This window comes from uncultured Gilliamella sp. (assembly GCA_945271295.1).
GTDB lineage: Bacteria > Pseudomonadota > Gammaproteobacteria > Enterobacterales > Orbaceae > Gilliamella.
In genome coordinates, this window is record CALYPG010000001.1 from 25,973 (window position 1) to 52,165 (window position 26,193).

The window sequence follows — 26,193 nt, forward strand, 5'->3', positions numbered from 1 at the left end:
CTAGCTTAGTAACAATTCATGTTTGCAGATAATGATCGTCAATAGTATGACAATTTAAAAAGTAAGTTTATATTCAGTTAGAATTTATAAGCGAGTTTACATGACAACAGAAGTTTCTTTCATTGACCTTGGATTATCCCAGGAAATTCTTAATGCGTTAAATGATCTTGGTTTTAGCAAACCATCACCAATCCAATCAGCCTGTATTCCTTTATTATTAGCTGGCAATGATGTATTAGGAATGGCACAAACAGGTAGTGGAAAAACTGCCGCATTTTCAATTCCTTTTTTAATGAATATTGATATTAATCTAAAAGCGCCACAACTTTTAGTTTTAGCACCTACGCGAGAACTTGCTATCCAAGTTGCTGATGCCTGCGGCGAATATTCAAAATATATGAAAGGGTTAAGAGTATTGCCATTATATGGTGGTCAACGTTATGATGTGCAACTTCGAGCCTTAAAACAAGGTCCACAAATTGTGGTTGGCACACCAGGCCGTTTACTTGATCATTTAAATCGTAAAACCTTGGATCTTTCTAATTTAAAAGGTTTGGTACTTGATGAAGCAGATGAAATGTTAAGAATGGGCTTTATTGATGATGTGGAAAGTATTATGGCTGCGATTCCAGATGATCATCAAACGGCATTATTTTCAGCAACAATGCCAGCACCAATTCGTCGCATTACTAAACGATTTATGCACAATCCTAAAGAAGTTCAGATTAAATCGACCAATCAAACAGCACCTGATATTGATCAGAGCTATTGGCTGGTACGAGGCATGCGTAAAAATGAAGCGGTTATCCGTTTCCTTGAAGCAGAGGATTTTGATGCGGCAATTATTTTTGTGCGCACTAAAACTGCAACTTTGGATGTAGCTGAGGTTCTCGAAAAGCATGGCTATAGTTGTGCAGCACTTAATGGTGATATGACTCAACAATTACGAGAGCAAACATTAGATCGCTTACGTAATGGACGATTAGATATATTAATTGCCACTGATGTGGCTGCCCGGGGTTTAGATGTTGAACGTATCAGTTTGGTTATTAATTATGATATTACATTAGATTCCGAATCGTATGTGCATCGTATCGGTCGAACTGGTCGAGCGGGTCGTGCTGGTCGAGCAATTTTATTTGTTGATAGCCGTGAGCGACGCTTACTTAAAAATATCGAGCAAACGATTAAAAAACCAATTCCTGAAGTGGGATTACCTTCCAAAGAATTATTAGAAAAACGTCGTTTAGTTAAATTTACTGAGCAAGTACAAAAACAGCTTGAAAGTAGTGATTTAGATCAATATCAAACACTACTAGAACAAATACAAGCAAATTGTGGCGCAGATCTTGAAACTATTGCAACAGCTTTATTAAAATTAGCTCAAGGAGAACGTTCATTAATTCTACCTCCGGATCCAGTCTTTAAACCATCAAAGGAAACAAGGGAGCGAGATGGTCGTAGTAGTGAACGTCGGTTACGCGGTGATAACCGTGAAACACCAAAACGACGTGAACGACGGGATGTTGGTGATATGGATATGTATCGTATTGAAATTGGCAAAGAAAATGGTGTTGAAGTTCGTCATATTGTTGGCGCTATTGCTAATGAAGCAGATATAAGTAGCCGTTATATTGGTAATATTAAACTGTATGAAACCTATTCAACAGTAGAATTACCAAAAGGAATGCCAAAAGATATATTAAAACACTTTGAAAAAGTAAGAGTGCTTAATCAGCCTATGAAAATGAGTTTAGTAACCGGTTCATCCGAAACTAAACGTGGACGTAGAAGTAATAAGTCTGATTCAGCTGGAACTGCTACGCCTAAGAAGCGTAACAGTCGTCAATCTGGAAGTGGTCGTCCGTCCGCCCCACAATTTTAATATAAATTCCTCTACCATAATGGTAGAGGCGTTTTTTAATTTTTTGTATGTGTGTATCGTTTAACATCATTACCAATACCTTTTGCTAAGGTAATAAAATTAATTAGTGCTACAACCTTTGGACCAGCAATAATTAGTCAAGCTAATCTAAAATTTTTAACCATCAATTCACTTTTATTATGTGCATAATAACGCGCTGATATAAAAAGAAAAATGCTCTTAATATCTAAATCTGTTATTGATGATGAAAATAAAAGGTCATTATTATTTTTCTTTACCAGAAAGACTAACATGTTATCTTCAATAACCAAAAGATTAAGAGCTTTGCCCAAAAATAAGATTAAGGGTATACTGTCACCAAATTAATAAGTAAATAGAGGTATGGCATGGCAGATTCTTTAAACAAATGTAAAGCAAATGAAACTCCCGCGTGTTGTTGTGTGGATGTGGGTACAATTATTGATAATGAGGATTGTACTGCTGAGTATGAACATGTTTTTGCAACGGAATCGGAAGCTCAAGCTAAATTAGCATCATTGACTCAAGCAGCAAAAGATGTGGAAACTGAACCTTGTGAAATCAATAGTAACATTAAAAAAGTAAATGATGGCTATAAATTAGCTGCAAAATTTACTTTTTGTTGTGGTGCAGAATGTATGATTTTTCAATTAAAATTACGTTAATTGATAATTAAATACTCATGAAAGTTTGTGTTATGAGACATGGTGAAGCAGGATTTTCTGCTTTATCAGATTCTAGTAGGTCACTTACTGCTTTTGGTATTAGTCAATCTAAGCAGGCAGGTCAATGGCTTAAACAACTAGGCTTCCATTTCGATTTGGGATTAGTGAGTCCTTATTTACGTGCGCAGCAAACATTAACTGAATTGTTGACCCAAGTGTCTGTATCTCAAATTGAAACTAATAATTTACTTGTTCCTGGTGGGAACCCTTCAAAGATTGCGAATTTATTAGCAATGTTACCATCAAGTGGTATTGAAAATGTAATTGTCGTATCTCACCTTCCTTTTGTGGGGTATTTAGTTAATGAACTTTGCCCTGAGGTTTCTGCTCCAATGTTTGCTACTGCTGCAATAGCTTGCATTGATTTATCACATGATGTTGCAGGAAGGCTTGAATGGTTTCATCAAGCGGAGTAAAAAAGCTTAATCTTTTAGAGTTACCTTTAACTGGTCGAACATTGATTGAAGCATCGGCAGGAACAGGTAAGACTTATTCACTCGCCTTTATTTATCTTAGATTGTTACTTGGGATTGGCAAAAATAGTTATCCAAAACCGCTGAATGTTAATGAGATTTTGGTGGTAACGTTTACTAAAGCGGCCACTCAAGAACTCCGTTCACGTATCCGGCAAAATATTCAAGAGTTAAGATTAGCTTTGTTAGAGGGCAAACATACGGATCCTATTTATCAACAATTAATTGAATTAATTGTTGATCCACAAACTGCGATCCAAATGTTAACTCAAGCACAACAATCAATGGATGATGCTGCTATTTATACTATTCATAGCTTTTGTCAGCGTATACTTACTAGCCACGCATTTACGTCAGGGGTTCTTTTTGAGCAAACATTGATTGCTGATGAGCAACAACTGTATTTACAAGTTGTTCAAGATTTTTGGCGCTATTATTTTATTCCACTTGATAAATCACTTGCTTATTTAGTGCTAGCTTCATGGCAAGACCCTGCTGCATTATTGGCTGATATAACGCCTTATTTAAATTTGGATTTTAACAATTCAACAGAGCTTAATTCAGATGTTTTAGCGAAAATTAATGAATTTTACAAGAATAATTTCCTAAAAATTGATACTGTCAAAAAAACGTGGCGATCTTCAATTGATGAAATTACTAAGATTATTACGCAATCAGATGTAAGTAAACAGTCCTATAATAGCCGAAACTTACCGAATTGGCTTGCTAAAATATCAGTATGGGCGAACCAAGAAACCAATACTTTTGAATTACCTGATGAACTTAACAAGTTTTGCCAAACAGTATTAATCGCTAAAACAAAAGAAGGTAAAATCGCACCTAAACATGTTGTTTTTGAATTAATCGAAGCTTTATATATAGAACCATTTGATTTACGAAGCCAAATCTTAATGGATATTGTTGCGATAGTTCGTCAGGGTATTTATGCTGAAAAAATTAGACGTGGTGAAATAAGTTTTGATGATTTACTTTTGCAACTTAATCGAGCATTGCGTATTAATACAGGAAAGCTGTTAGCTAAAAGGATCGCTAGCAACTATTGTGTCGCTTTGATAGATGAATTCCAAGATACCGATCCGGTTCAGTATCAAGTTTTTGATCGTATCTATAATACCCAGAGCAAAGAAACAGGTTTATTATTCATTGGCGATCCTAAACAAGCTATATATAGTTTCCGTGGTGCTGATATTTTTACTTATTTAAAAGCTAAGCAATCTGTAGGTGAAAATCATTTTACTATGGATGTTAATTGGCGCTCATCATCATCGATGGTCAATGCCGTTAATCAACTATTTGCACAAATTGAAAATCCGTTTATTTTTGAAAATATCCCTTTTTTGCCAATGAGCTATGCAGAAAAGAACCAGCAAAAAAACTTGATAATTAATCATCAAGAAATTGATGCATTAACTGCTTATCTGTTACCTGATGAGGTATCAACTATTGCCGATTATCAAGAGCACATTGCCAATTGTTGTGCCAAACAAATTGTCACGTGGCTTTCTGGGGCTTCAATATTGATTAACAATCAAAACGAACAACGTTTTGTTACTTCAGCTGATATTGCTATTTTAGTTCGTACAGGACGAGAAGCAGAAATTATCCAACAAAAATTGACAGCACATGGTATTAAAAGTGTCTATTTATCTAATCACAGCAGTGTTTTCTCCTCAACAGAAGCTAAAGATGTTCTTTGCATATTACAAGCGGCATTAATGCCTGAAAGTGAATCAACATTACGTTTAGCAATAATGACATCACTATTAGGTCAAAGCATGACTCAGCTTGAGCAGATAACAGAGGATCAAGATAAGTGGGATAGTTTAGTTGAAGAGTTTAAACAATATCAAGTTTTATGGCAGTATTATGGTGTATTAGTCATGTTACGCAGAATGATGAAAAAACGTCATTTAGCTGAAAATATTTTATGCCGTCAAGACGGTGAACGGGTATTGACGAATTTGATGCATTTAGGTGAATTATTGCAAGAAGCAGCTGATGAACTAGATAGTCCACATGCTTTAATTCGATGGTTGACTAAACAGATCATTAATCCAGATCTGAGTGCTGAAAATCATGAGCAACGTTTAGAAAGTGATGAGAATCTGGTTAAAATTATCACAATTCATAAGTCAAAAGGTCTTGAGTTTCCATTAGTTTGGCTACCTTTTATAGCTCAGTATCGTTCAACCGATACTCAATTTTATCATGATAAAGATAATGATTATCAACCAACTTATGCCTGGTTATTAACCGAAGAAATTAAACAACAAATTGATGATGAACGTTTGGCAGAGGATTTACGTTTATTATATGTTGCTATGACTCGCGCCATATATCATTGCAGTATTGGTCTTGCATATTTGAAGAAAAATCGCTCGGCAATTAATCACTTACTTAAAAATGAATTAACGGCTATCGGTAATTTTGCTAACTTGGTAAATGTGGAGTTGCCAATTGCTAGCGAGCGGTATGTTTCCCCAACATTGTCTAGTTTATCTTTATCTGCAAATGTTTTTCAGCGTGAGCTTTCTAATAGTTGGCGGGTGACCAGTTATACTGAACTGCAAAAACATAACACTACAATGGCATTTAACCCGGATATTATTAATGATTGGGATGAATATCAACCGGAGTCAGCAATGGTTGAAGCTGCCAATATACAGTATGATATTCATCATTTTCCTAAAGGTGCTCATGTTGGAACACTATTACATAAGATGATGGAAAACATATCACAGGATAATATCAACCAGTTAAGTCATGAACTGGTCAATAAACTTAATTTAGCGTCACCATGGTTAGATGTACTAAATAATTGGCTAAAACAACTCTTAACAACCTCACTTAATCAACATGATTTAATTTTGTCAAAAATTTTACAAGGTAAGTGTATCCATGAATTACCTTTTTATCTCCCTATTCGTAAAGCAGTGACCAGTGAGCAATTAGATAAGCTTTGTAAAGAGTATGATAGCTTATCAGAACAATGCCCTGCGTTAGAATTTGATACAGTTCAAGGTATGTTAAAAGGATTTATTGATTTAGTGTTTGAGTTTGCAGGTAAGTATTATATTGTTGATTATAAATCAAATTGGTTAGGTAATTCTGTCGAAAATTACAACTTGGAATCCTTACAACAAGTGATGTGTGAACACCGTTATGATCTACAATATCAACTTTATGCATTAGCTTTACATCGTTTTTTAAAAAGCCGTTTACCCCATTATCATTATCAAGATCATTTTGGTGGCGTATATTATCTCTTTTTACGTGGTATGCCAGAAAATGGCGTTTTTTACCATCTTCCAGAACCACAATTTATCGAAAAACTCGATAAGCTATTTGAAGGTGAACAAACCGAACGTTAACATTTCGTTCTCATTAGCGGCACTTACACGTAGTTATCTGTTTATTTATTGTGAAAGGGAAGTATTAATTGCTTTTTACGCCATAGGTAAAATGTAAGTTTAACTTGCTTTTTCTATTCTTTTTTCCTATTAAAATTAGCTCGTTAAAAGAGGTATTAATACTCACATCGCTCTGGTTTTATAAGTCTATTCCATTTTGGGTTTATTATATTTTAATAGTTCTGAAAAGAATTTTAATATATTATCTTTATTCACTTTTTTTAAGATAACAACATTATTTTCTTGAAAAAAACCACGCTCAGAAATTTCGTCTTGTGCATCTTGTATAAAACGATGTATGTCATAAAAACTATGTGTATATTCTACATTGTTGACTTGTAATTTTAACTCAAGTATACAGCCTTTTGACTCGCACTCAAACTCAAATAAATCATCATACCAGTCAGGAAAAATTATATTCATAGTATATAGCACCTTTATTTGCAATCATAATATAGCAAATTCATTAACAAATAGGTATTTTAGGTATCATCGCATTATAGCTAAGCATGGAACCTTTTTGTATAATTGGTAGCGCCTAAAAAGATTGCGCAAATTTATTTATAGATGCTATCCTAATTATTGTTAATATTCCTTTGTTCCATCGGTTCAACAGTCTAGCTTGTTAGTATTATTTTTGAAAAAAGCTACTTATTTTAAATAACCCACAATTATCAAATGAAATTAACATTGAAATTAGTTCAACTATGATTGAGAAAAGTTATATTTATTTTAATATTGATTTAAAATAATTCTTCATATGAATTATATAGTTCAATCTTATTAATAATTTCATCTAACTCAGGGGCAATAACATTTAATTCTTCATCCAAGATGTAAAGTCCATTTGTTGATAATAATTCAATTATTTTTTTTAACATCGAAATATAATTATTTCGCAGATCTATTCTTATGTAAATTTCCCTTATTAAAGCGTTTTCAATGGTAATTGCTACAGAATCACTTTCATAGGTACCCCAAAACAATGTTTTATCATTCCAATAAGTATTAGAAGGTAAAAAATTAATTTTTTTTATTAAATTATCTTTATTGAATTTATCGAACCAAATTAAATCGTTAAAATCATCTTCTGTTATTTCTTTAGGGATGTTTTCATATTTTTGCTCTAAACTATCCTTAGGAATAGTCCAAAATGAATATTGCCATACAGCCATAAGTTCACCTATAATCATTTATCGCTATGTTACTATTACTTAATTATTAGGAATCAATTCTTTAAACTGATTAATCACACTAGGACAAAACTCACAAATTGGTAATTCGGTATGTGAATATATAAAGCCTGTTGGATTTGGTTGCCCTTTAATTTTTTAGCCTTTACACTAGATTATTTTCTATTATTAATAAAATGGTTAAAAGTTATATCAATTTTTTTCAGTTTCGAATGACTTTTTATTTTGTGGTATATCAATGGAACTTTTGCCAAAATATATCCGCATATGTTCCAATAACATAACATAGCCCCTCATTTAAATCATATGCATCTGTTCTAATAAGGATATCTTTTTCTAATAAATGATCGCCCATTATAAATATAGTATAAGTACCATTATCATTAACTCCATCCCGTTTCCCATCAAATTCAATAATAAAAACAGATTTTTCTTTTTTTATTTTTTCAATAATCGGAAGAATAGCATCTATTCCTGACCAATCTTCATGAAGATCGCATATTTCTAAACTAGTTGCTAAATTACTAATATATTGTTTTGTATATTTTTTCATATCATAATCATTCTGTTAGTGTCGTGGCTATATCTGGAATGTCAGTACATTTTCAACCATCTAATTTGTTACTATCCCTTAAAATAGTACAACAAACAAGTAGAAAATTCTCAGCGATGAAAGTAAACGTTTGTTTGAGAAACTAGCCGCCATTTGATGGTTGCAATGTTTTTGGGAAGATGAGGTATTACGAATGCATAAGAATAATAAGCCAGAAAGATAAAGAAGATCATTCCGGCTTGATTATTTTAAGACGTTGGGATTTCAATTGAGAAGTCAAAAGCCAATAAACCCGCTTCTTCAACCCGTTGTTTAAATTTTTCTGTCACAAAAACTCGACTAATATCTTCTTCAATAGAGAATAAATAATCATCAGTAATGTTTTCAGCAATAAGAACAGGTTTATTGATAACAAATCCTTTTGAGTATACTTGATAAACTGATTTTTCTTTATCAAAACAACCGGATAAAGGATTAGTAGGGTAATAACCAAAAAACTGTTTGCGTTTACTCTTAGTGATCACCGGCAACACCTGACCACGGGGCTCTAAAATATCAGCCAGTGCAGTCAGAGCAAATTCACTTATCACAAAAAATGGCTCCAAAGCACCACTAAAATCAAACTGATAATTCTTTTTACCAAAATCATTTGATCTTAGTTCAAGCGTAATAGCTTGATATTTATTATCAAATGGTTTCCATGGATCTTCAACAGATCTAATCATAATATGTTCTTCGAGAACTTGATAATCCTGAATAAAGGAACAATAGTTTGTTACATCCGATTTTAAATAGTATATTTTCTTATTCATAATCTATTATACCAACTTGCGTCATTATTTGCCCAGACAAAATATCGCTAATTTTTCCCAATTTATAAAGGCACTTTACTTTTGACAAAAAATGGAAAAACGTTATAACTAACATGGTAGTTTTAATCCAGGAGAAAATAATATATCTAAAACTGTTGAAAGGTTTGAATTTTCATCAAATTTAATACTAACAGGTAGTTTTGATAACAGTTCATCTCTACAAAGTAAAAGGATATTATTTTGCTTTAGAAAAAGTACTAATTTTGTTAATTGATTACTTCTAGCATAATAATTGTCAAATACAGTATCATCTATTATTAATAAAGAATATTTCCCTACCAAAGAAAGATAGAGATTTTTAAAATTCTGTCTGTCAATTATTTTTAATGATTTTGAAACATCATAATTTAAATCGGTTAAATCAGTGATGTTATGATATATATTTTTTATTTTAAAAATCAGATTATTATACCAATTTTGTCTTTCTAAAAGAAAATCGAAGTTTGGCTGGACTAGAGATTTATAAGAATGAAAAATATTATTAATTATCTTTTCTTTCAAACTATCATTTATCATATTTTTTGTCCAGATGGATGCTTATGAAAATTACCTTCTGAATCATTATATTCAAATAAGTTGTTTTTCCTGAGCTGAAAGCCTTTAGAAGCAAATGCAGGTTCGATGACATCACAAATTTCTTTAATAATATCCTCTTTGGTTTTTTTAATCATTGCAGTAATCTCCATATAGCAATGTGCGTTTTACTTATAACTTCGGTAACAGTGGCTTTGTTATATCTAACTTGTACAGCTAGTTGTATTTTTCTTGGTTAGCTTTTTCCCAGATATTTCATAAAAAGCTCGAGTTCTTTTTTTGCAAATGAGAAATGTAACAGATCAGCATATCGTTCTTTTAATTCATCCAATCTGTTCTCTTTTTTTAGTAAATATAAAGAAGGATATTCAGTATTTGCTATTACCCAGTCTTTATTATAAACCTCAAAAAACCAATATGTTGCCATATTAACACTTTCAATTAATTGATTTTTCCAGTTTAATTTTTCATCTAGCTCATCAAAGACACAAAACCATATTGAAAACCTATCACGAAAATCAGACAATGATTCTTCTTCGTTTTTAAAACAGCGCCAATCTGTTACTCCGCATAGATATTTATTTTTTATTCTAAATTTTATAGTGGACTCAATACAAGCATCATCCCAATTATCAGGATAATCATATTCATCATCTCTTAAGACGGACTCCAATATTTTATTGATGGGCTCCATTATGTTTTTATTAAATACATTAAGCATTAAATGCAATGAAAAATAGCCTTTTTGCTTACTGAGATTAATTTCATATTGAAACAGGTTACCTTCTGAATCATTATATTCAAACAAGTTGTTTTTCCTGAGTTGAAAGCCTTTGGAAGCAAATGCAGGTGCTATCACATCAGTAATTTCTTTAAAAATATCATCTTTGGTTTTTTTTATCATCGCGGTAATCTCCATATAATTTCAAATAGATCATCCCTAATAAATTAGATACATTTTGATAAAAGCTAAATCTTTTTGTTAACCTTAGTTAGTCTTGGATGGTAAATCTATCGTCAAGAATAATATAGTACTTGAAGTAACTATAAATCAACCTACGCTTTTTAGTTGGTTTGCCAAACAATATCACGTTGTTCATTTTAAATTAGAATGTAAGTTGTAGACGTGATTTTCATTATAATAGTTATCTCTTTGCGCTAGTGATGCTTAATGTATTCTAGGTAGATGAAGATTTGGTTTACTTTGTTGAAAATGAGATGGTAAATTTCACCCAAGCTTTAACAACAATTAATCAGATAACTTTTTGGTTATGGCACGATTAAATCATCGTCCACGAAAACGACTTGGATTTAAAACACCCTATCAAGTCTTTTACCAACTCGATTTGCACTTAGCTTTTGAATGTAGCCTTTATTTTATACTTAAACGTTAACTTAACCTGAAACTTCTTGTCAAAGTTCATGATTTTTTATACAGGGGGATAGGATAGCTGTGTTCAATAAAGCAAAAATAAAACTTAATCACATATTTTTGGGGATTAACCATAATTAATGCAAATAATTACACAATACAATTTACAGAATAACGTTTAGTGAGCGTTGGCACAAAAATATTAATCATATTTGGTGGTGCCTTTTCACCTTTAGCAAGTCGCAATGCCAATTCGGCTGCCTGTTCAGTCATTGTTTGTAATGGATAGCGCACCGTTGTAAGTTTTGGATGTAAATAGCGAGCTAGAAGTAAATCGTCAAAACCAATGATTGAAATTTCGGCGGGGATTTTTATATCATTATCATAGAGAACTGACATGGCACCGGCAGCCATAGAATCATTGTAACAAGCAATAGCAGTGAATTTACGATTACGTTCTAATAATGACATCATAGCTTGCTCACCACCCATTTCGGTTGGTACTGAAACAGCAATAAAATTTTCATCATAGTTTATGTGATGTTCTTTTAAAGCATCTTTATAACCTTGTAAACGATCAGATGAATCTATAATTTCATGACTAGAACATAAATAAGCTATCTTGGTATGACCATTTTGAATTAAATGTTTAACTGCTAAATAGGAGCCATAACGATCGTCAAGAGCGATACAACGTTCTTGAAAATCTGTTATTATGCGATTAATCAAAACCATTCCTGGAACCTGTTGCATTAATTTTTTTAGGGTACTATCAGTCAATATTTTGGCATGCACCACAAGTGATGAGCAACGGTGTTCAATAAGCTTTGTTATGGCATTGTATTCTAATCCTTCCTGGTGATATCCATTACCAATTAACAAAAAATTTCCTGTTCGGGATGCAACTTTTTCAACCGTACTAACCATAGTGCCAAAAAATGGATCGGATACATCTGGAACGACAATACCAATAGTGTTAGAATTTTGTTGTGATAACGCACGTGCATTAGCATTCGGATAGTAGTTTAATTTTTCCATGGTATTTTTTACGGTATTGCGAGTTTTGTCACTCACATTGTTTGCATTATTAATAACGCGAGATACTGTTGCAACTGACACTTTAGCTAAGCGTGCAACATCTTTGATTGTAGCCATAAAAAGACCTTTTATTAATTACTATAAACAAAATTATCTGCCTTCAAATAATTTTTATACTTGAATTTATTTTATATGTAGTGCTAGCTGGAGATTAAGAGGGTTCATGAAACACAGAGCCACACATAAAACATTTTGTTATCCTCATCTTCAGGTGGACTCTGCAGGTAGGGCACTGAATATTTGGATTGATCAATCATGATAAGCGAAAAATAACTTTTTGCCAATAATTCTATCGATATCTGAATCGTTTCAGTATGAATTTGTTCAAATAAGAATAAGAAAGTTGTACTATTGTCTATTTTTTGGCATACGATAAGTAATTTAATTAGTGGCAATATTGATTTCGATTATTTAGCAATATCGCTTATTTATATCATTGCTACAGGAACGAAAACAGCTAAAAGAATACTTAACCCCTGTCTATTGACCAATTAGTTAAATCGCTATTTTTGCCTCCATTTTTGATTAAATAAAATATTATGTAATCGTTTATCTAAATGAGGTTATTCATGGTGAAAATGTATAGGTAAAATATTATCTAAATAATTACTAAACTAGAAATTCATGTATTTTCGAAAGTTAATTTTGTTCAACTATAAGCTAATAATAGTTGAACAAAATAAATATAATTAAATTTTTCTTTTGTTATACTGATTCCGTAAAATGAAAACGATTCCATTTTATAGACTTTAAAATTCAAACTACAGAATTTATATGTAGATAATAAAAAATGGTTGTGCGAAAAGTACATTTTTTGTGTTATTATGATAGCATTTATGGATGATTGATTGAAATTTCATGAAAAAACAAAATATTATTACTTCACTCTTTTTTATTACTCTGGCTTGTAATGTTCACGCTATTGAAAAATATGTGACAGACAATGTTGATGTTTATCTGCGGCGTGGCCCTGGTGCTCAGTATGCTTTATCTAATTCTGCCAAAGCTGGGGAAAAAGTTACTGAACTTGAAAAAAGTTCTGATGGCAAATATACGCGAATTCAAGTTAGCAATGGCACAACAGCTTGGATTGAATCTAATAAACTAAATGAAAATCCTAGTTATAAGGAGCTTTATTTTTTATTGGAGGCTCAGTTAGCTGATTATAAAAATAAAGCCAATAATGTCGATCAACATCATCAAAATACTGTAGATGATTATGTTCAAAAATTACAAACAGCTGAGAAGTCAATAGAGAATCTTCAAAATAAAAATAATGAGTTAGAAAAACAGATTGACGAGCAAAGAAAACAAATTGATGCGATGCAAAATAACCAAAGCATTAAGTTAAGTCAAGAGGATAGTAAGCCAGAAAACACCAATAGTAACTGGTTATTCAATGGGGGACTTATTGCTGGTGGGGGATTGATTTTAGGTCTCGTATTGCCAAGTATCATACCTAAGCGGCGTAAAAGAGACAATTGGTTGCGTTAGATGAGCGAGACTTATCTTGTTGGTGGCAGCGTTCGGGATCAGTTATTACAATTCCCCGTTATTGATCGAGATTGGGTAGTTGTCGGTGCTACTCCCGATGAGTTGATTTCTTTAGGCTATCAACAAGTAGGTAAAGATTTTCCAGTATTTTTACATCCAATCACTAAAGAGGAATATGCTTTAGCGCGTACAGAGCGCAAGTCTGGCAAAGGTTATACTGGATTTATTTGTGATTTTGGTAAAGATGTCACTCTAGAACAAGATCTTGTTCGTCGAGATCTTACTATCAATGCTATTGCTATGGATGATAAGGGTAATATTATTGATCCTTACCATGGGGTTGATGATCTTAATCATAAAATATTGCGTCATGTTTCTATAGCTTTTCGAGAAGATCCGTTGCGTATTTTACGTGTGGCCCGTTTTGCTGCGCGCTATCATCAATTAGGTTTTGTAATTGCCAAAGACACAATGTTTTTAATGAAGGAGATGGTATCAGCAGGCGAAGTCAGTTACCTTACTCCTGAACGGATTTGGAAAGAGACAGAAAAAGCATTAACTACTCAAAATCCTCAAATCTACTTTCAAGTGCTTAAACAATGTGGAGCACTTAATTATTTGTTTCCTTCATTAATATTAACGCCAACTATTATGGATGCGTTAAAAAAGTCAACTTTATTGACCAATGAATTAATCATTCGTTTTGCTGTGTTATGTGGTAATTTACCGACTAAAACATCGATAGAGATGTTATGTAATAGAATTAAAGCTCCTCAAAGTTTCGTTAAGACAGCTATTATGGTACAGCAATACCACAAAAGTGTTGATCAGATTGAAGATCTTACAGCAAAGCAAATTATTGATTTATTAAATGGTATAGATGTATGGCGAAATCCTAAACATCTTAGCCAATTGATTATTGCAAGTCAGGCGTTTGCCAAAACCAAATCTTATCATCAAGCTCAATATCTTGAAAAAGCTTATAAAATAGCTCTTGGCGTTAATGTACAGGAAATTATTGCTCAAGGTTTTACTGGAAAATCGATTCAGATTGAATTGCAAAAAAGGCGAATTGAATCGTTATTAGACTAGATTTGATTGCATCTTAATCAGTTGAGATTTTTTTTCAAAATATCTAAAAAAAATAGTTGACGATTTGACGTAACACAAGCATAATGCGCCTCGCAGTGTTGGTTATGACGTTGCGAATGAAATGGCTACGTAGCTCAGCTGGTTAGAGCACATCACTCATAATGATGGGGTCACAGGTTCGAATCCCGTCGTAGCCACCATTAAGATTAAAGTTATACTTTTACCGGAAGTATACATTGCGGGTGTGGCGAAATTGGTAGACGCACCAGATTTAGGTTCTGGCGCCGCAAGGTGTGTGAGTTCAAGTCTCTCCACCCGCACCATTTAATCTTAGTTTCCATACTCAATTGGGGTATAGCCAAGCGGTAAGGCAGCGGGTTTTGATCCCGCCACGCCCAGGTTCGAATCCTGGTACCCCAGCCATTTTAATCTGCATGATTTATGATATCTTTGTTAATTCTGTATTATATTTTAGCATATAACATTTTCGTTTATTCTTTGCGGGTATGGCGGAATTGGTAGACGCGCTAGATTCAGGTTCTAGTTCCGAAAGGTGTGCGAGTTCAAATCTCACTACCCGTACCAGATATCTCTTTTCATCCCTTATATTGGGGTATAGCCAAGCGGTAAGGCAGCGGATTCTGATTCCGCCATCCCAAGGTTCGAATCCTTGTACCCCAGCCATAAAAACATCGCATGAATCAGTTTTAATTATGATTATTAATTGAATTAAATCAACTTAATGCTAATAGATTTTTTTTTGATTATATATAATCCGTTTTTTCATTTAAACATTAAAATATTATTAACCTAAATATATTGCATGGTTAGATTTTTGTCGCATTAGTAAAATTTTGCAGCGAGTTTTGCAATAGATTGCCCACTATATTAGCTTTACACACATTTGTTTTTTTAAGAATTATAGCAACTTCATTAATCTGATAGTTTATGGATAGAGGTTTTGACTTTATTGATTGTAAAAGAGTTAGAACTTAACTAACTGATAAACTAAAAAGCTTGAAAGCTGTCAATTTTAAATGGTAAATAAGGCCAAGCGTTATCATTAGCATAATTTAACGCCATACTGTTGCTAGCTGATATAATTTTAGGATGTATCATCGAATTGGGTGAAAATCTTCAATAGCTATGCAACAGTGGAGATGAATCTGACGTTAACAATGATAAAATAATAAGATAATCAATAATAGTTTCATCTAATTGTTTGGGAAAATATATCAGTGAAAAAGGGAATAAAACTATAATTGATAAAATTTATTGAATAATAATATAATTTAATCAATATGAAAATAAAGCAATAAAAAAGATGAAGGTAGTTATTTTAATGCTGATTTTGAATTCGTATTAGTGGCAAGAAATGAGTCATGCACAAAAGCCAAACGATGGAGCGTAACGGTGAAATAGTCATAAAATATCAAGTAAATAACTTAATTAAAGTTGCACATTGTAAATCTTAAAGATTACAAAAATCTTTAGCATTATTTGCAACTATAAAAATAAATATAAAGGAAATATAAATGATTGATTATAAAACAGCCACTAGGGATCAACTATCAGCTGAGTTTGAACGATTAAAAAAATTGTCTAATAACGATAGTTTTTTTACCAAAAATGAATTTTCACTTTTTCCACAAATTGTCATGCAAGGCGAAGCACCGGTGGCGGTATCATCAGGTAAAATTGACGGGAAGGCATGGTTAATTATTCTCACTAATCAACGTATTATCTTTTTAGATAAAGGCATGTCATTTTGTGTAAAGCAGGTAGCTATTGATTTAATTACCATATCGTCAATCTGCGCGGAAACTAAAATATTATCTGGTGAACTTGTTATTGCCACCGGTGAGCAAACTTATACAATTGAAAATGTTCCAAAAAAAGGAGTAATACCATTTGCCAATATGATAAAAGACGCTGTAGAAAGTCTTAAACAAAATAAGGAGGCAAATACTATCCAACAGCCAACCGCTAATGATGATCTAATTGAACAATTAGAACGCCTAGCATTATTAAAAGAAAGAGGAATTCTTACAGAAGAAGAACTTCAATCTCAAAAAGATAAAATTTTAGGTTGAAGATCCGCAAACATACCAACGGTGGCAGGCTATACTCTAAAAAAATTATATTTATTTAATTATTTTAGTAGCGTAGTTAATAGTTACTTTATTTCATTAATATGATTTTCCACGTGCTATTATGGATGTTGGCCGTGGAAAATCACAAAGAGAATGATGTTATTTATATAGATTCACAAAAACAGTTTGTACAGTACTAGCTGGATTTGCTGATACTTCTTTAACATAGTAAAAATGTGCATTATTGGCAATAGCGTGTTTTTGAGCCGCAGCACTTATATCTGTTGTATTATTAAATACTCCATGGAAAACGATGGTTTCGTATGGTTTCATTACCTTGAATGCATCACTACTAATTTCGTATGCATCTTGATCAGTTAAATCGGTTTTTACAATATAATCTCTAATAGGTGCTTCTTTTTTATATAAAGCTACTTCAATGTCTTGTGTTTGGTTTTTGGCATTATCAGGAGCAATTGAATAAATATAAAATGCATAAGCATCTCTTTCCTTAGCTAATTTACTTGCTGAATTAGTGATTTCAGCAGTATTGTTGTAATTACCTTTAAATTTAACTATTTCGAATGGTAAATAATAAAGAGCTTTACAACGTTCGTAGCCCACAACGCCATTGTATGTAACTTCATCTTTTTTTACTGCAATGGGTGCATTTGATTGATAAATGTCAGCATAAACAATTGCACGGTCTGCTGAGTCGCCTGCAGTTGCATTTTCAATTGCTTTGATATGATAATATTTAGCTCCTGCTTCATCTGCTACTCTTGAAATATCGTTGGCTGCATTTTCGGCTTGTAAATAATTACCTGTTACGAAAATTTCTTTCATTGGTACTAGATGATTACTCTCAATAGCTGATAGAGACTCTGCTGCATAAAGATTGGCAATAGGTAAAGATAGTAATACAGCAAGTGTAAGGGAAGATTTATTAAAACGTTTCATGATAATATCCTTTATTTTCTAAGTTAGTAAAATTAAATATTAATAGTTAACGCTTACTTATTTGTCAGAACAATCTAAATAGTTTAAAGAATACTAATATCTTGAGCTAGCTCCAGATATTTTATATATTTCTATTTAAAAAAACGTATAGATATACAGAAATGCTAATGAGAGAAAAATAAATACAATCTTTATAGTATATAAAATTTTTATAAATAAATTTCAAGATTTTTTGCTGAAAAAGAAGATATTTCGCATTAATTGATAAAAAATGCGAGAAAATATCTTTTTATTCGAGTTTATTCACAATTCTATTTATAATTCAATTTTTTTTGTACAACTATTTTACTAATGATAATAAATTTTTGTTACATGACTTTTATTGTCTTAGATCAACTTATAATCTCAATGAAGCGATAGTAGCATAGTCTCTTTTTTAGATTTATTTTTTAATGATAATTAAAATAAATATTTTTATTGATATTTAAAAATTTTACATTCTATTTACGTTATGCTAATAAAATGATAGATTGAAGTCGGAAGTTAATTTAATACGCGTGTTTCACCTTAATGATGCTATGCAATATTATATCAACAATATAAAGAAAGAACTTAACGATCTTGCCAATTTAAAACGTGAGCGAGCAGTCATTGGCATGCCTGCTACGTTTCAAAGGGTTTTTTCATTGCTTCCTACTCTTTTTCATTATCACAGTCCTGAGTTACCCGGATATTTAGAAGATGACATACCTTTTGGTATTGCTTGTTATCAACCTTCAGATGAAATTGATGAACAACTTAAAAAAGAGTTTAATTTTGTTTCAACATCTTCGAATGCTATTGCGGATATATCCGCGCTATACTCAATGGGGAGTACTTGTTCGATCGGGCAATCTACTAACTCAGATTTAGATATTTGGGTTTGTATTGAAAATAATTTATCGGATACTAAAAAACAAGCTTTACAACGAAAATGCCGCTTAATTGAACAGTGGGCAGAACAGCAACAGGTAAAATTAACATTATTTGTTGTAGATGTTGATCGGTTTATTAATCAGCATCATGAATGTCTAATTGGTGAAAATTGTGGTTCAGCGCAACATATCTTGTTACTTGAAGAATTTTATCGTTCAGCTAATCTTTTAGCGGGAAAATTATTGTTATGGTTTGCAGTTCCACACGATTTGACCATCAATGGTATAATTTATCCCACATATGAAGAGTGTGTAAAGGCTTTAGTTGAGTTGCAAATGATCCAAAGGCAAGAATGGATAGATTTTGGCTCATTGACTAGTTTATCTGCGCAAGAATATTTTGGTGCAAGTTTATGGCAACTTTATAAAAGTATTGATTCCCCATTTAAAGCTGTACTTAAAACATTATTACTGGAAGCTTATTCTTGGATTTATCCAGAAAATATCACTATTGCTCACGAAATGAAAATCTGTATACAAACAGGCAATCTAAAAAACAGCGATTTAGACTCATACTATATGCTTTTGGAAAGGATCAGCAAATACTTAATTGAAATTAAAGATTATCAAAGACTTGAATTGGTAAGAAGCTGTTTTTATTTAAAAGTCGATGAAAAGTTATCAATACCTGTTACTTCAGCTTCATGGCGTAGAAAAATATTAAGTCAATTAGTTAAACAATGGGGATGGAGCCAACAGTTAATTGCAAAATTAGATGCCAGCCATGCATGGAAAATAGCCCAAGTACGAGAAGTGAACGAAGTATTGTTACACACTATGATGACAGGATATCGCAATTTACTTAATTTTGGGCGACGCAATAATTTAGAGTCACAGATAAGTCCTCAAGATCTTGCAATATTAACTCGAAAACTTTACGCTTCATTTGAAGTCTTACCTGGTAAAATAACCACATTAAAACTTAATATTTCAAATAATCTGCAAGAAGATGTATTGACCTTTATTCATGTTAAAGAAGATAGAATAAATCGAGCTGGTTGGTATGTGTATAATCAAAAACCTATACTTAATGCAATAATAGGTCATCAATATCTAGAATACAGTAAATATTTGGTTAAACTAATTGGCTGGTGTTATTTTAATGGTTTAATTTCTGATTCGACCAGTATTTTTTATCATGATGGTGATGAACGAGATAACACCAAAATTAGTAAATTAATTAATGATCTAAAACAATATTTCCCAATTGATGTTGGAGCGGCAACCGAAGAACAGCTTTATGGTCCTTGTGAAATCCGTCATTTGGCTATTATTTTAAATGTAGAAATGGATCCAACAGTTGGCATTGAATTTGAAGATGATGTAAATATGAATGTACTAAATTATGCTAAAAAAGAGCTTAGCTTAGTTGGTTCTATCGATCTTCTTTATCGTAATTCATGGAATGAGATTCGAGTTTTACATTTTAGTGGCACATTATGCGTTTTAGAGGCGATTAAAGCCTTACTTAATCGTATGCACAAAGATGCAGATTTACCCGAATCAATGGAAATTTTTTGTTATAGCAAATATTTTGCGACTGAAATTAAATATCAAATGAAAAAATTAATGGATGATTGTGTAGATTTACGATTAACTACAACAAAAAATAATTCAACACAAGTTAAACCATTAAGAATTGGTGGATCATCCTGGTATCTTTTTTTTGAACGACTAGGTGTATCATTTCATCAATTTGAGAGTGCCATTGATTTTTATGGTGCAGTATCAAATAATAAAGTACAAGGTCGACCTTTGAATATTTTAGATGAGACTAATGAACTACCAAAAGAAATTGATAGTGTTGCCTATGAAGGTATTATTCAATTCTTTTTTGAAGATACTGATGTTGGCTTTGACCTGTATATTTTAAATGAACACAATCAAGTTGAAATTTATCGTAATTGTAATGGAACTAAAGAAAATATGGTTAAAGCGATTAATGATTTTTATGTTTTGTCTGATGATCGTTTTACTTTTACAACAAGTAGTTCTGTTAACTTCAATTTACCACAATTTTATCAAATTAGTTACAATGACGCAGGAGAAAGAGAAATTTATTTACTAAATTGAATCATCAGTGATAAATAATGCTGTAAAGATGTTTCAGGTAAATACCATGTTTTAATATAAAAATAGATTTTGGTAGATAAAATAATAAAAATTCTATTAAAATAATGGGAACTTTTTTTTAATTTACGAATCTAATTGTTTATAAGCGCAAATTTGGGCCAAAAAACAGTTATCAACATAAATGAGGAATGGCCTGTAATGGGGGAGCAAGTAACAGACCAAGTATTAGTTGATCGTGTATTAAACGGAGATAAAAATGCGTTCAATTTGCTTGTGGTTCGTTATCAAAATAAATTAGCTTATGTAGTTTCTCGTTATGTATCGGCTTCAGAAATTCCTGATGTGGTGCAAGAGACCTTTATTAAAGCTTATCGCTCACTGAGTTTATTTAAAGGTGAAAGTATTTTTTATACCTGGCTGTATCGGATAGCCGTTAATACAGCTAAAAATTATTTAACCTCTCAAGGTCGGCGTCCTCCATCGTCAGATATTGATGCGGGTGAAGCAGAAGGGTACGAAGGTGCAGAATCGTTGAGGGATATTAATAACCCTGAAAGTTTGATTCTGTCGGATGAAGTTAAAAAAGTAGTATTTGAAACAATCGAAGCTTTACCAGATGATTTAAGAACAGCCATCACGTTGCGTGAAATTGATGGTTTAAGTTATGAAGAAATAGCACAAATTATGAATATACCCGTTGGGACAGTTAGATCGCGGATTTTTAGAGCTCGTGATGCTATTGATGAAAAAATTAAACCATTAATCAATTAATAGATAAAAAATTCTTAAAAAGAAGTCGTAAATTTAAGGTATCTACTATGCAAATAGAACGGAAAGAACAACTTTCATTACTTATGGATGGTGAAATTACGGATGACAATTTTATTGACGAGGTATTGCGCGATAAAAATTTGCAATCGTGTTGGCACCGATATCATATTGTTAGAGATGCTATGCGTGGAAAATTGCATAATAGTTTATTAACATTAGATATTGCTAATCAGGTTGCTAAAGCACTGGCTAATGAAGATACATATCATCAATTAGCGGAGCAACCAAATCCGAATGAAGTTCTTGTTCCTCAAAAACATAATCTTTTTTGGATTCGGGTAAAAGAAGTTATGGCCAAAGTGAGCCAAGTAGGGCTTGCTGCCTGTGTTACTCTAGGAATTATAGCGGGCGTACAATATTATCAAGGTCAAACTGAGGATTCAAATGGAGTACCACCAACATTGAATACTACTCCTATAGGGGTTAACCTTGCACCTGTTGGTGGTATATCACAGCAAGATGATCAACAAATACTTGAAAAAAGACAATACGATAAAATCAAATTACTTTTACAAGATTATGAATTACAAAAGAGATTAAATGCTCATTAATCAGAAATGAAAATCTTTATAAATTATTTGATGATGTTTTTTAATAAACGAAGTACAAAATGTTTTTGTACTTTGTTTTTGGTGTTCTTGCCGTCTTTAGTGTTTGCCGAAGATGCTAATGATGTATTACTATTACTAAATAAAATGAATAAGGCGGTGCAAACGCGAAGTTATCGTATTAATTTTATTTCGCAAGATAAAAATCAATATGTGACAACTTTTGAATATAGTCATTTAGGTGCAGCGAAAAAAGAAAATATTAATGCTCATTTACTTTACCTTGAAGGTCCAGCCAAAGAAATTATTTTGCATAAAAGTGTTACCAGTTATTTCCAACCCGATAGTCCGTCATTTTCAATAGCCAGTTCTCGTATTATTGAAGCTTTTCCTGATGTCATTTATAATGATTTTGCTCAACTTACTAGCATATATGATTTTGCCTTATTGGGGAACACAAGAACGGCTAATCGTAGTGTACAACTTGTTAAAATCGTTGCTAAAGACAAAGATCGCTACAGTTATGTTATCTGGATAGATGTTGAAACTTATTTACCAATGCGCATCGATCTCTTAGATCAAAATAATGAGATTATAAGCCAATTAAAAGTTATTCAGTTAGATATGAACTTTAACAAGAAAAAAATGACTGATTATATTAATCATCGAACTTATCCAATTTTGTTATCAATTGAAAAACAAAATAGTGCATTAGTAGATTGGCGATTGGCATGGTTACCAAATGGATTTAAAGAAATTGCAGCTTATAATGTTAATTTCTATGAATCAGATATTGCAACTAAGTTATTTTCAGATGGTGTGTTTTCATTTACCGTGAATGTTTCTCCAGAGGAAACAAAACAATCAAATCAATTTATTCAACAAGGTGGAAGAACAATTTTTTCAACCAATTTCGCTAATAAAAATATCATTATTATTGGTAATTTACCTTTAGTTACCATTGAACGTATAGCACAAAATATTATTGAGAAATAGCCGCAAACATCTCGATAACACTATGCTTAGCGACCATTAATGTGTAAAATGCTTCTTTATTATTTTCTTTCGTGATTATTTAAAATTTGTAACCAGTGACATTTTAGATAATTAACAGTACATAACCAAAATACAAATTATAATTTATTGATATGAATAAAAATATCCGCAATTTTTCAATTATTGCTCATATTGACCATGGTAAATCAACGCTTTCAGATCGTATTATTCAAATTTGTGGTGGACTTTCGGACCGCGAGATGGAAGCACAAGTGCTGGATTCAATGGATCTAGAACGTGAACGTGGCATTACAATTAAAGCGCAAAGTGTTACTTTAGATTATCATGCTAAAAATGGACAGACTTATCAACTTAACTTTATTGATACACCTGGGCATGTCGATTTTTCGTATGAAGTTTCACGTTCACTTGCGGCATGTGAAGGGGCATTACTGGTTGTTGATGCCGGACAAGGTGTTGAAGCGCAAACATTAGCTAACTGTTATACCGCGTTAGATATGAACCTTGAAGTTGTACCTGTTCTTAACAAAATTGACTTACCGGCCGCCGATCCAGAACGAGTGGCTGAAGAAATTGAAGATATCGTTGGTATTGATGCTACTAATGCTGTTCGTTGTTCAGCTAAAACGGGCGTGGGTGTAGTAGATGTACTTGAACAATTAGTAAATGATATTCCACCACCAGAAGGTGACACAAATGCACCATTACAAGCACTGATTATTGATTCATGGTTTGATAATTATTTAGGTGTTGTGTCTTTAATTCGTATCAAAAATGGCGAACTTAACAAAGGCGATAAAATTAAAGTAATGAGTACTGGTATGACTTATAATGTCGATCGTCTTGGTATTTTCACACCAAAGCAAGTGGATAAAGATTGTTTACATTGTGGCGAAGTTGGCTGGGTAGTTTGTGCAATTAAAGATATTTTAGGGGCGCCAGTAGGCGATACCTTAACATCTGCACGGACACCTGCTGACAAACCATTGCCAGGTTTTAAAAAGGTAAAACCTCAAGTTTATGCTGGTTTATTCCCGACCAGCTCTGATGATTATGAGGCTTTTCGTGATGCCTTAGGCAAATTGAGTTTAAATGATGCATCATTATTTTATGAGCCAGAAAATTCCGGGGCATTAGGCTTTGGCTTCCGTTGTGGCTTCTTGGGTTTACTCCATATGGAAATTATCCAAGAACGTTTGGAACGTGAGTATAATCTGGATCTGATTACCACAGCACCGACAGTTGTTTACGAAGTACTTACTACTTCCAGCGAAACAATTTATGTAGATAGCCCAGCTAAATTACCAGCTGTAAATAATATTCAAGAATTACGAGAACCCATTGCGGAATGTAATATTTTAGTGCCACAAACCTATTTGGGCAATGTCATCACCTTATGTGTTGAAAAACGGGGCGTGCAAACCCATATGGTTTATCATGGTAATCAAGTTGCATTAACTTATGAAATACCCATGACTGAAGTTGTGCTAGATTTTTTTGATAAATTAAAATCAACTTCAAGAGGATACGCTTCATTAGATTATAGTTTTAAACGTTTCCAAGTAGCTGATATGGTACGATTGGATGTACTAATTAATGGTGAACGCGTTGATGCCTTGGCATTAATTACCCATAAAGATAATGCATCTTATCGTGGGCGAGAGTTGGTTGAAAAAATGAAAGATCTTATTCCTCGTCAGCAATTTGATATCGCAATCCAAGCAGCTATTGGTAATCATGTTATTGCACGTTCCACCGTTAAACAGCTACGCAAAAACGTATTAGCCAAATGTTATGGTGGCGACGTTAGCCGTAAAAAGAAACTTTTACAGAAGCAAAAAGAGGGTAAAAAACGCATGAAGCAAGTAGGTAATGTTGAACTACCACAAGAAGCGTTTTTAGCAATTTTGCATGTCGGAAAAGATTAATCAGTTAAAGAGGAAAAAAAATGGCTGGGACATTTGCCATCATATTAACACTAGCTACATTTATTACCGCGATTTTTTGGTTTTTAGAAAAATTTAAATGGAAGCCGGCAAGACAACGGAAAGTTGAAGCTGTTCGTCAACAAACCGATGGTAAAATTGATGGAAAGGTACTTGCAGAAGTAGGGAAACCGAAAGGTTGGGTCGAAAGTCTATCTTCTTTTTTCCCTGTTTTATTTGTGGTTTTTGTCATTCGTTCATTTTTATATGAACCATTTCAAATTCCATCAGGTTCAATGATGCAAACTTTATTAATTGGTGATTTTATTGTTGTTCAAAAATATTCATATGGACTACGCGATCCAATTACTAATACTGTGCTTATTTCTACTGGTCACCCACAACGTGGTGATGTGGCTGTTTTTAAACATCCTAGTACTCCACAAATGGATTTAATTAAACGAGTAGTGGGCATGCCAGGTGATAAGATAGTTTACTTAATTAAAGAAAAGAAAATTCTTATTTATCCGGCTTGTCAAACAACTGATGTCAATTGTACGGGGCAACAATCAGAACCGCTGGATTTGCATTATACTGAGCCTAAAGCAAGCAATTGGAAAGAAGTACATCAAAAATATAAAGACAATCCTAGCTTTTATACATTAGCGCAATACGCTGATAAAGGTATTGTGGATTCTGATTCATTGGTGACTTTAAATATGCAAATACAACAAGAAACACTTGGTGATAAAAAACACGATATTTTGATAACACCAGGTTTGCAAGAAGATTCTCGTTACTTCTATCAGCAAAGTGGCCAACCAGTTGCAACTTGGGTGGTGCCAGAAGGCCATTATTTTATGATGGGCGATAATCGTGATAATAGTGGCGATAGTCGTTATTTTGGCTTTGTTCCTGAAAGGAATTTTGTTGGCCGAGCGACGGCAATTTGGATGAGTTTTGAAAAACAACCAGATGAATGGCCAACAGGTGTTCGGTTTAATCGTATTGGTGGCATACATTAATTGCAAC

General features: G+C 32.7%; 22 protein-coding genes and 5 tRNA genes. 18 read left to right on the forward strand and 9 right to left on the reverse strand.

Annotated features, from left to right (window positions below):
• Window positions 1–100 precede the first annotated feature (100 nt).
• From Q0K76_RS00140 to recB, 4 genes are all read left to right on the forward strand, one after another.
• Entirely contained in the window at window positions 101–1,885 is a 1,785-nt protein-coding gene (locus Q0K76_RS00140) for a DEAD/DEAH family ATP-dependent RNA helicase (RefSeq protein WP_294609407.1), read from the forward strand.
• A gap of 386 nt (window positions 1,886–2,271) precedes the next feature.
• Window positions 2,272–2,568, forward strand: a complete 297-nt coding sequence (locus Q0K76_RS00145) for a YfcZ/YiiS family protein (protein WP_294609409.1) — start codon at window positions 2,272–2,274, stop codon at window positions 2,566–2,568.
• 17 nt (window positions 2,569–2,585) lie between these two features.
• Window positions 2,586–3,044 carry a phosphohistidine phosphatase SixA gene (sixA, locus tag Q0K76_RS00150; RefSeq protein ID WP_294609412.1) on the forward strand — a complete coding sequence of 153 codons (459 nt, stop codon included), beginning with the start codon at window positions 2,586–2,588 and terminating at the stop codon, window positions 3,042–3,044.
• Window positions 3,023–6,493: an exodeoxyribonuclease V subunit beta gene (gene recB, locus Q0K76_RS00155; protein WP_294609415.1), complete on the forward strand. Its 3,471-nt coding sequence runs from the start codon at window positions 3,023–3,025 to the stop codon at window positions 6,491–6,493. Before sixA ends, recB begins: the two co-directional genes overlap by 22 nt.
• A 186-nt stretch (window positions 6,494–6,679) precedes the next feature.
• On the opposite strand, the gene Q0K76_RS00160 is transcribed toward recB, so the two are convergent.
• The 8 genes from Q0K76_RS00160 to Q0K76_RS00195 form a co-directional block, all read right to left on the reverse strand.
• A complete protein-coding gene (locus Q0K76_RS00160; protein WP_294609418.1) occupies window positions 6,680–6,955 on the reverse strand; it encodes a hypothetical protein in 276 nt (91 codons plus the stop codon).
• Window positions 6,956–7,275: 320 nt separating this feature from the next.
• The gene (locus Q0K76_RS00165; RefSeq protein ID WP_294609421.1) at window positions 7,276–7,707 is read right to left on the reverse strand and encodes a hypothetical protein; all 432 of its coding nucleotides are present in this window, start codon (window positions 7,705–7,707) and stop codon (window positions 7,276–7,278) included.
• A gap of 253 nt (window positions 7,708–7,960) precedes the next feature.
• Window positions 7,961–8,278, reverse strand: a complete 318-nt coding sequence (locus Q0K76_RS00170; RefSeq protein ID WP_294609424.1) for a hypothetical protein — start codon at window positions 8,276–8,278, stop codon at window positions 7,961–7,963.
• A gap of 248 nt (window positions 8,279–8,526) precedes the next feature.
• A complete protein-coding gene (locus tag Q0K76_RS00175; RefSeq protein WP_363322349.1) occupies window positions 8,527–9,090 on the reverse strand; it encodes a hypothetical protein in 564 nt (187 codons plus the stop codon).
• 108 nt (window positions 9,091–9,198) lie between these two features.
• Entirely contained in the window at window positions 9,199–9,666 is a 468-nt protein-coding gene (locus Q0K76_RS00180; RefSeq protein ID WP_294609432.1) for a hypothetical protein, read from the reverse strand.
• Complete coding sequence (locus Q0K76_RS00185) at window positions 9,663–9,821, reverse strand: hypothetical protein (RefSeq protein ID WP_294609435.1); 159 nt, start codon at window positions 9,819–9,821, stop codon at window positions 9,663–9,665. Before Q0K76_RS00185 ends, Q0K76_RS00180 begins: the two co-directional genes overlap by 4 nt.
• A 98-nt stretch (window positions 9,822–9,919) precedes the next feature.
• Window positions 9,920–10,588, reverse strand: a complete 669-nt coding sequence (locus Q0K76_RS00190) for a hypothetical protein (protein ID WP_294609438.1) — start codon at window positions 10,586–10,588, stop codon at window positions 9,920–9,922.
• A gap of 618 nt (window positions 10,589–11,206) precedes the next feature.
• Window positions 11,207–12,211: a substrate-binding domain-containing protein gene (locus Q0K76_RS00195; RefSeq protein ID WP_294609440.1), complete on the reverse strand. Its 1,005-nt coding sequence runs from the start codon at window positions 12,209–12,211 to the stop codon at window positions 11,207–11,209.
• Between the two features lie 801 nt (window positions 12,212–13,012).
• Between Q0K76_RS00195 and Q0K76_RS00200 the strand changes: the two genes are divergently transcribed.
• The 8 genes from Q0K76_RS00200 to Q0K76_RS00235 all read left to right on the forward strand — a co-directional run bounded on the left by Q0K76_RS00200 (window position 13,013) and on the right by Q0K76_RS00235 (window position 16,833).
• On the forward strand, window positions 13,013–13,648 hold the full coding sequence (locus Q0K76_RS00200) for a TIGR04211 family SH3 domain-containing protein (protein WP_294609443.1): 636 nt from the start codon (window positions 13,013–13,015) through the stop codon (window positions 13,646–13,648).
• Window positions 13,649–14,740, forward strand: a complete 1,092-nt coding sequence (locus tag Q0K76_RS00205; RefSeq protein ID WP_294609446.1) for a multifunctional CCA tRNA nucleotidyl transferase/2'3'-cyclic phosphodiesterase/2'nucleotidase/phosphatase — start codon at window positions 13,649–13,651, stop codon at window positions 14,738–14,740.
• Between the two features lie 123 nt (window positions 14,741–14,863).
• Window positions 14,864–14,940: transfer RNA gene (locus Q0K76_RS00210), tRNA-Met, on the forward strand.
• A 38-nt stretch (window positions 14,941–14,978) separates the two neighbouring features.
• Window positions 14,979–15,063 (forward strand) — tRNA-Leu (locus Q0K76_RS00215).
• Between the two features lie 25 nt (window positions 15,064–15,088).
• Window positions 15,089–15,163: transfer RNA gene (locus Q0K76_RS00220), tRNA-Gln, on the forward strand.
• 77 nt (window positions 15,164–15,240) lie between these two features.
• Window positions 15,241–15,325, forward strand: a tRNA-Leu gene (locus Q0K76_RS00225).
• A 24-nt stretch (window positions 15,326–15,349) separates the two neighbouring features.
• A tRNA-Gln gene (locus Q0K76_RS00230) sits at window positions 15,350–15,424 on the forward strand.
• Window positions 15,425–16,275: 851 nt separating this feature from the next.
• Complete coding sequence (locus tag Q0K76_RS00235; protein WP_294609449.1) at window positions 16,276–16,833, forward strand: PH domain-containing protein; 558 nt, start codon at window positions 16,276–16,278, stop codon at window positions 16,831–16,833.
• 159 nt (window positions 16,834–16,992) lie between these two features.
• Here the strand turns inward: Q0K76_RS00235 and Q0K76_RS00240 are convergent, their stop codons facing one another.
• Window positions 16,993–17,793 (reverse strand): YdgH/BhsA/McbA-like domain containing protein, encoded by an 801-nt coding sequence (locus Q0K76_RS00240; protein ID WP_294609452.1) that lies wholly within the window; start codon window positions 17,791–17,793, stop codon window positions 16,993–16,995.
• A 578-nt stretch (window positions 17,794–18,371) separates the two neighbouring features.
• Between Q0K76_RS00240 and Q0K76_RS00245 the strand changes: the two genes are divergently transcribed.
• The 6 genes from Q0K76_RS00245 to lepB all read left to right on the forward strand — a co-directional run bounded on the left by Q0K76_RS00245 (window position 18,372) and on the right by lepB (window position 26,186).
• Window positions 18,372–20,840 carry a class I adenylate cyclase gene (locus Q0K76_RS00245; RefSeq protein ID WP_294609455.1) on the forward strand — a complete coding sequence of 823 codons (2,469 nt, stop codon included), beginning with the start codon at window positions 18,372–18,374 and terminating at the stop codon, window positions 20,838–20,840.
• Between the two features lie 198 nt (window positions 20,841–21,038).
• On the forward strand, window positions 21,039–21,611 hold the full coding sequence (gene rpoE, locus Q0K76_RS00250; protein ID WP_294609458.1) for an RNA polymerase sigma factor RpoE: 573 nt from the start codon (window positions 21,039–21,041) through the stop codon (window positions 21,609–21,611).
• A 47-nt stretch (window positions 21,612–21,658) separates the two neighbouring features.
• The gene (locus tag Q0K76_RS00255; RefSeq protein ID WP_294609461.1) at window positions 21,659–22,222 is read left to right on the forward strand and encodes an RseA family anti-sigma factor; all 564 of its coding nucleotides are present in this window, start codon (window positions 21,659–21,661) and stop codon (window positions 22,220–22,222) included.
• 87 nt (window positions 22,223–22,309) lie between these two features.
• On the forward strand, window positions 22,310–23,215 hold the full coding sequence (locus Q0K76_RS00260) for a MucB/RseB C-terminal domain-containing protein (RefSeq protein WP_294609465.1): 906 nt from the start codon (window positions 22,310–22,312) through the stop codon (window positions 23,213–23,215).
• Window positions 23,216–23,367: 152 nt separating this feature from the next.
• Complete coding sequence (gene lepA / locus Q0K76_RS00265) at window positions 23,368–25,164, forward strand: translation elongation factor 4 (RefSeq protein WP_294609468.1); 1,797 nt, start codon at window positions 23,368–23,370, stop codon at window positions 25,162–25,164.
• A 20-nt stretch (window positions 25,165–25,184) separates the two neighbouring features.
• Complete coding sequence (lepB, locus tag Q0K76_RS00270) at window positions 25,185–26,186, forward strand: signal peptidase I (RefSeq protein ID WP_294609471.1); 1,002 nt, start codon at window positions 25,185–25,187, stop codon at window positions 26,184–26,186.
• Window positions 26,187–26,193 lie beyond the last annotated feature (7 nt).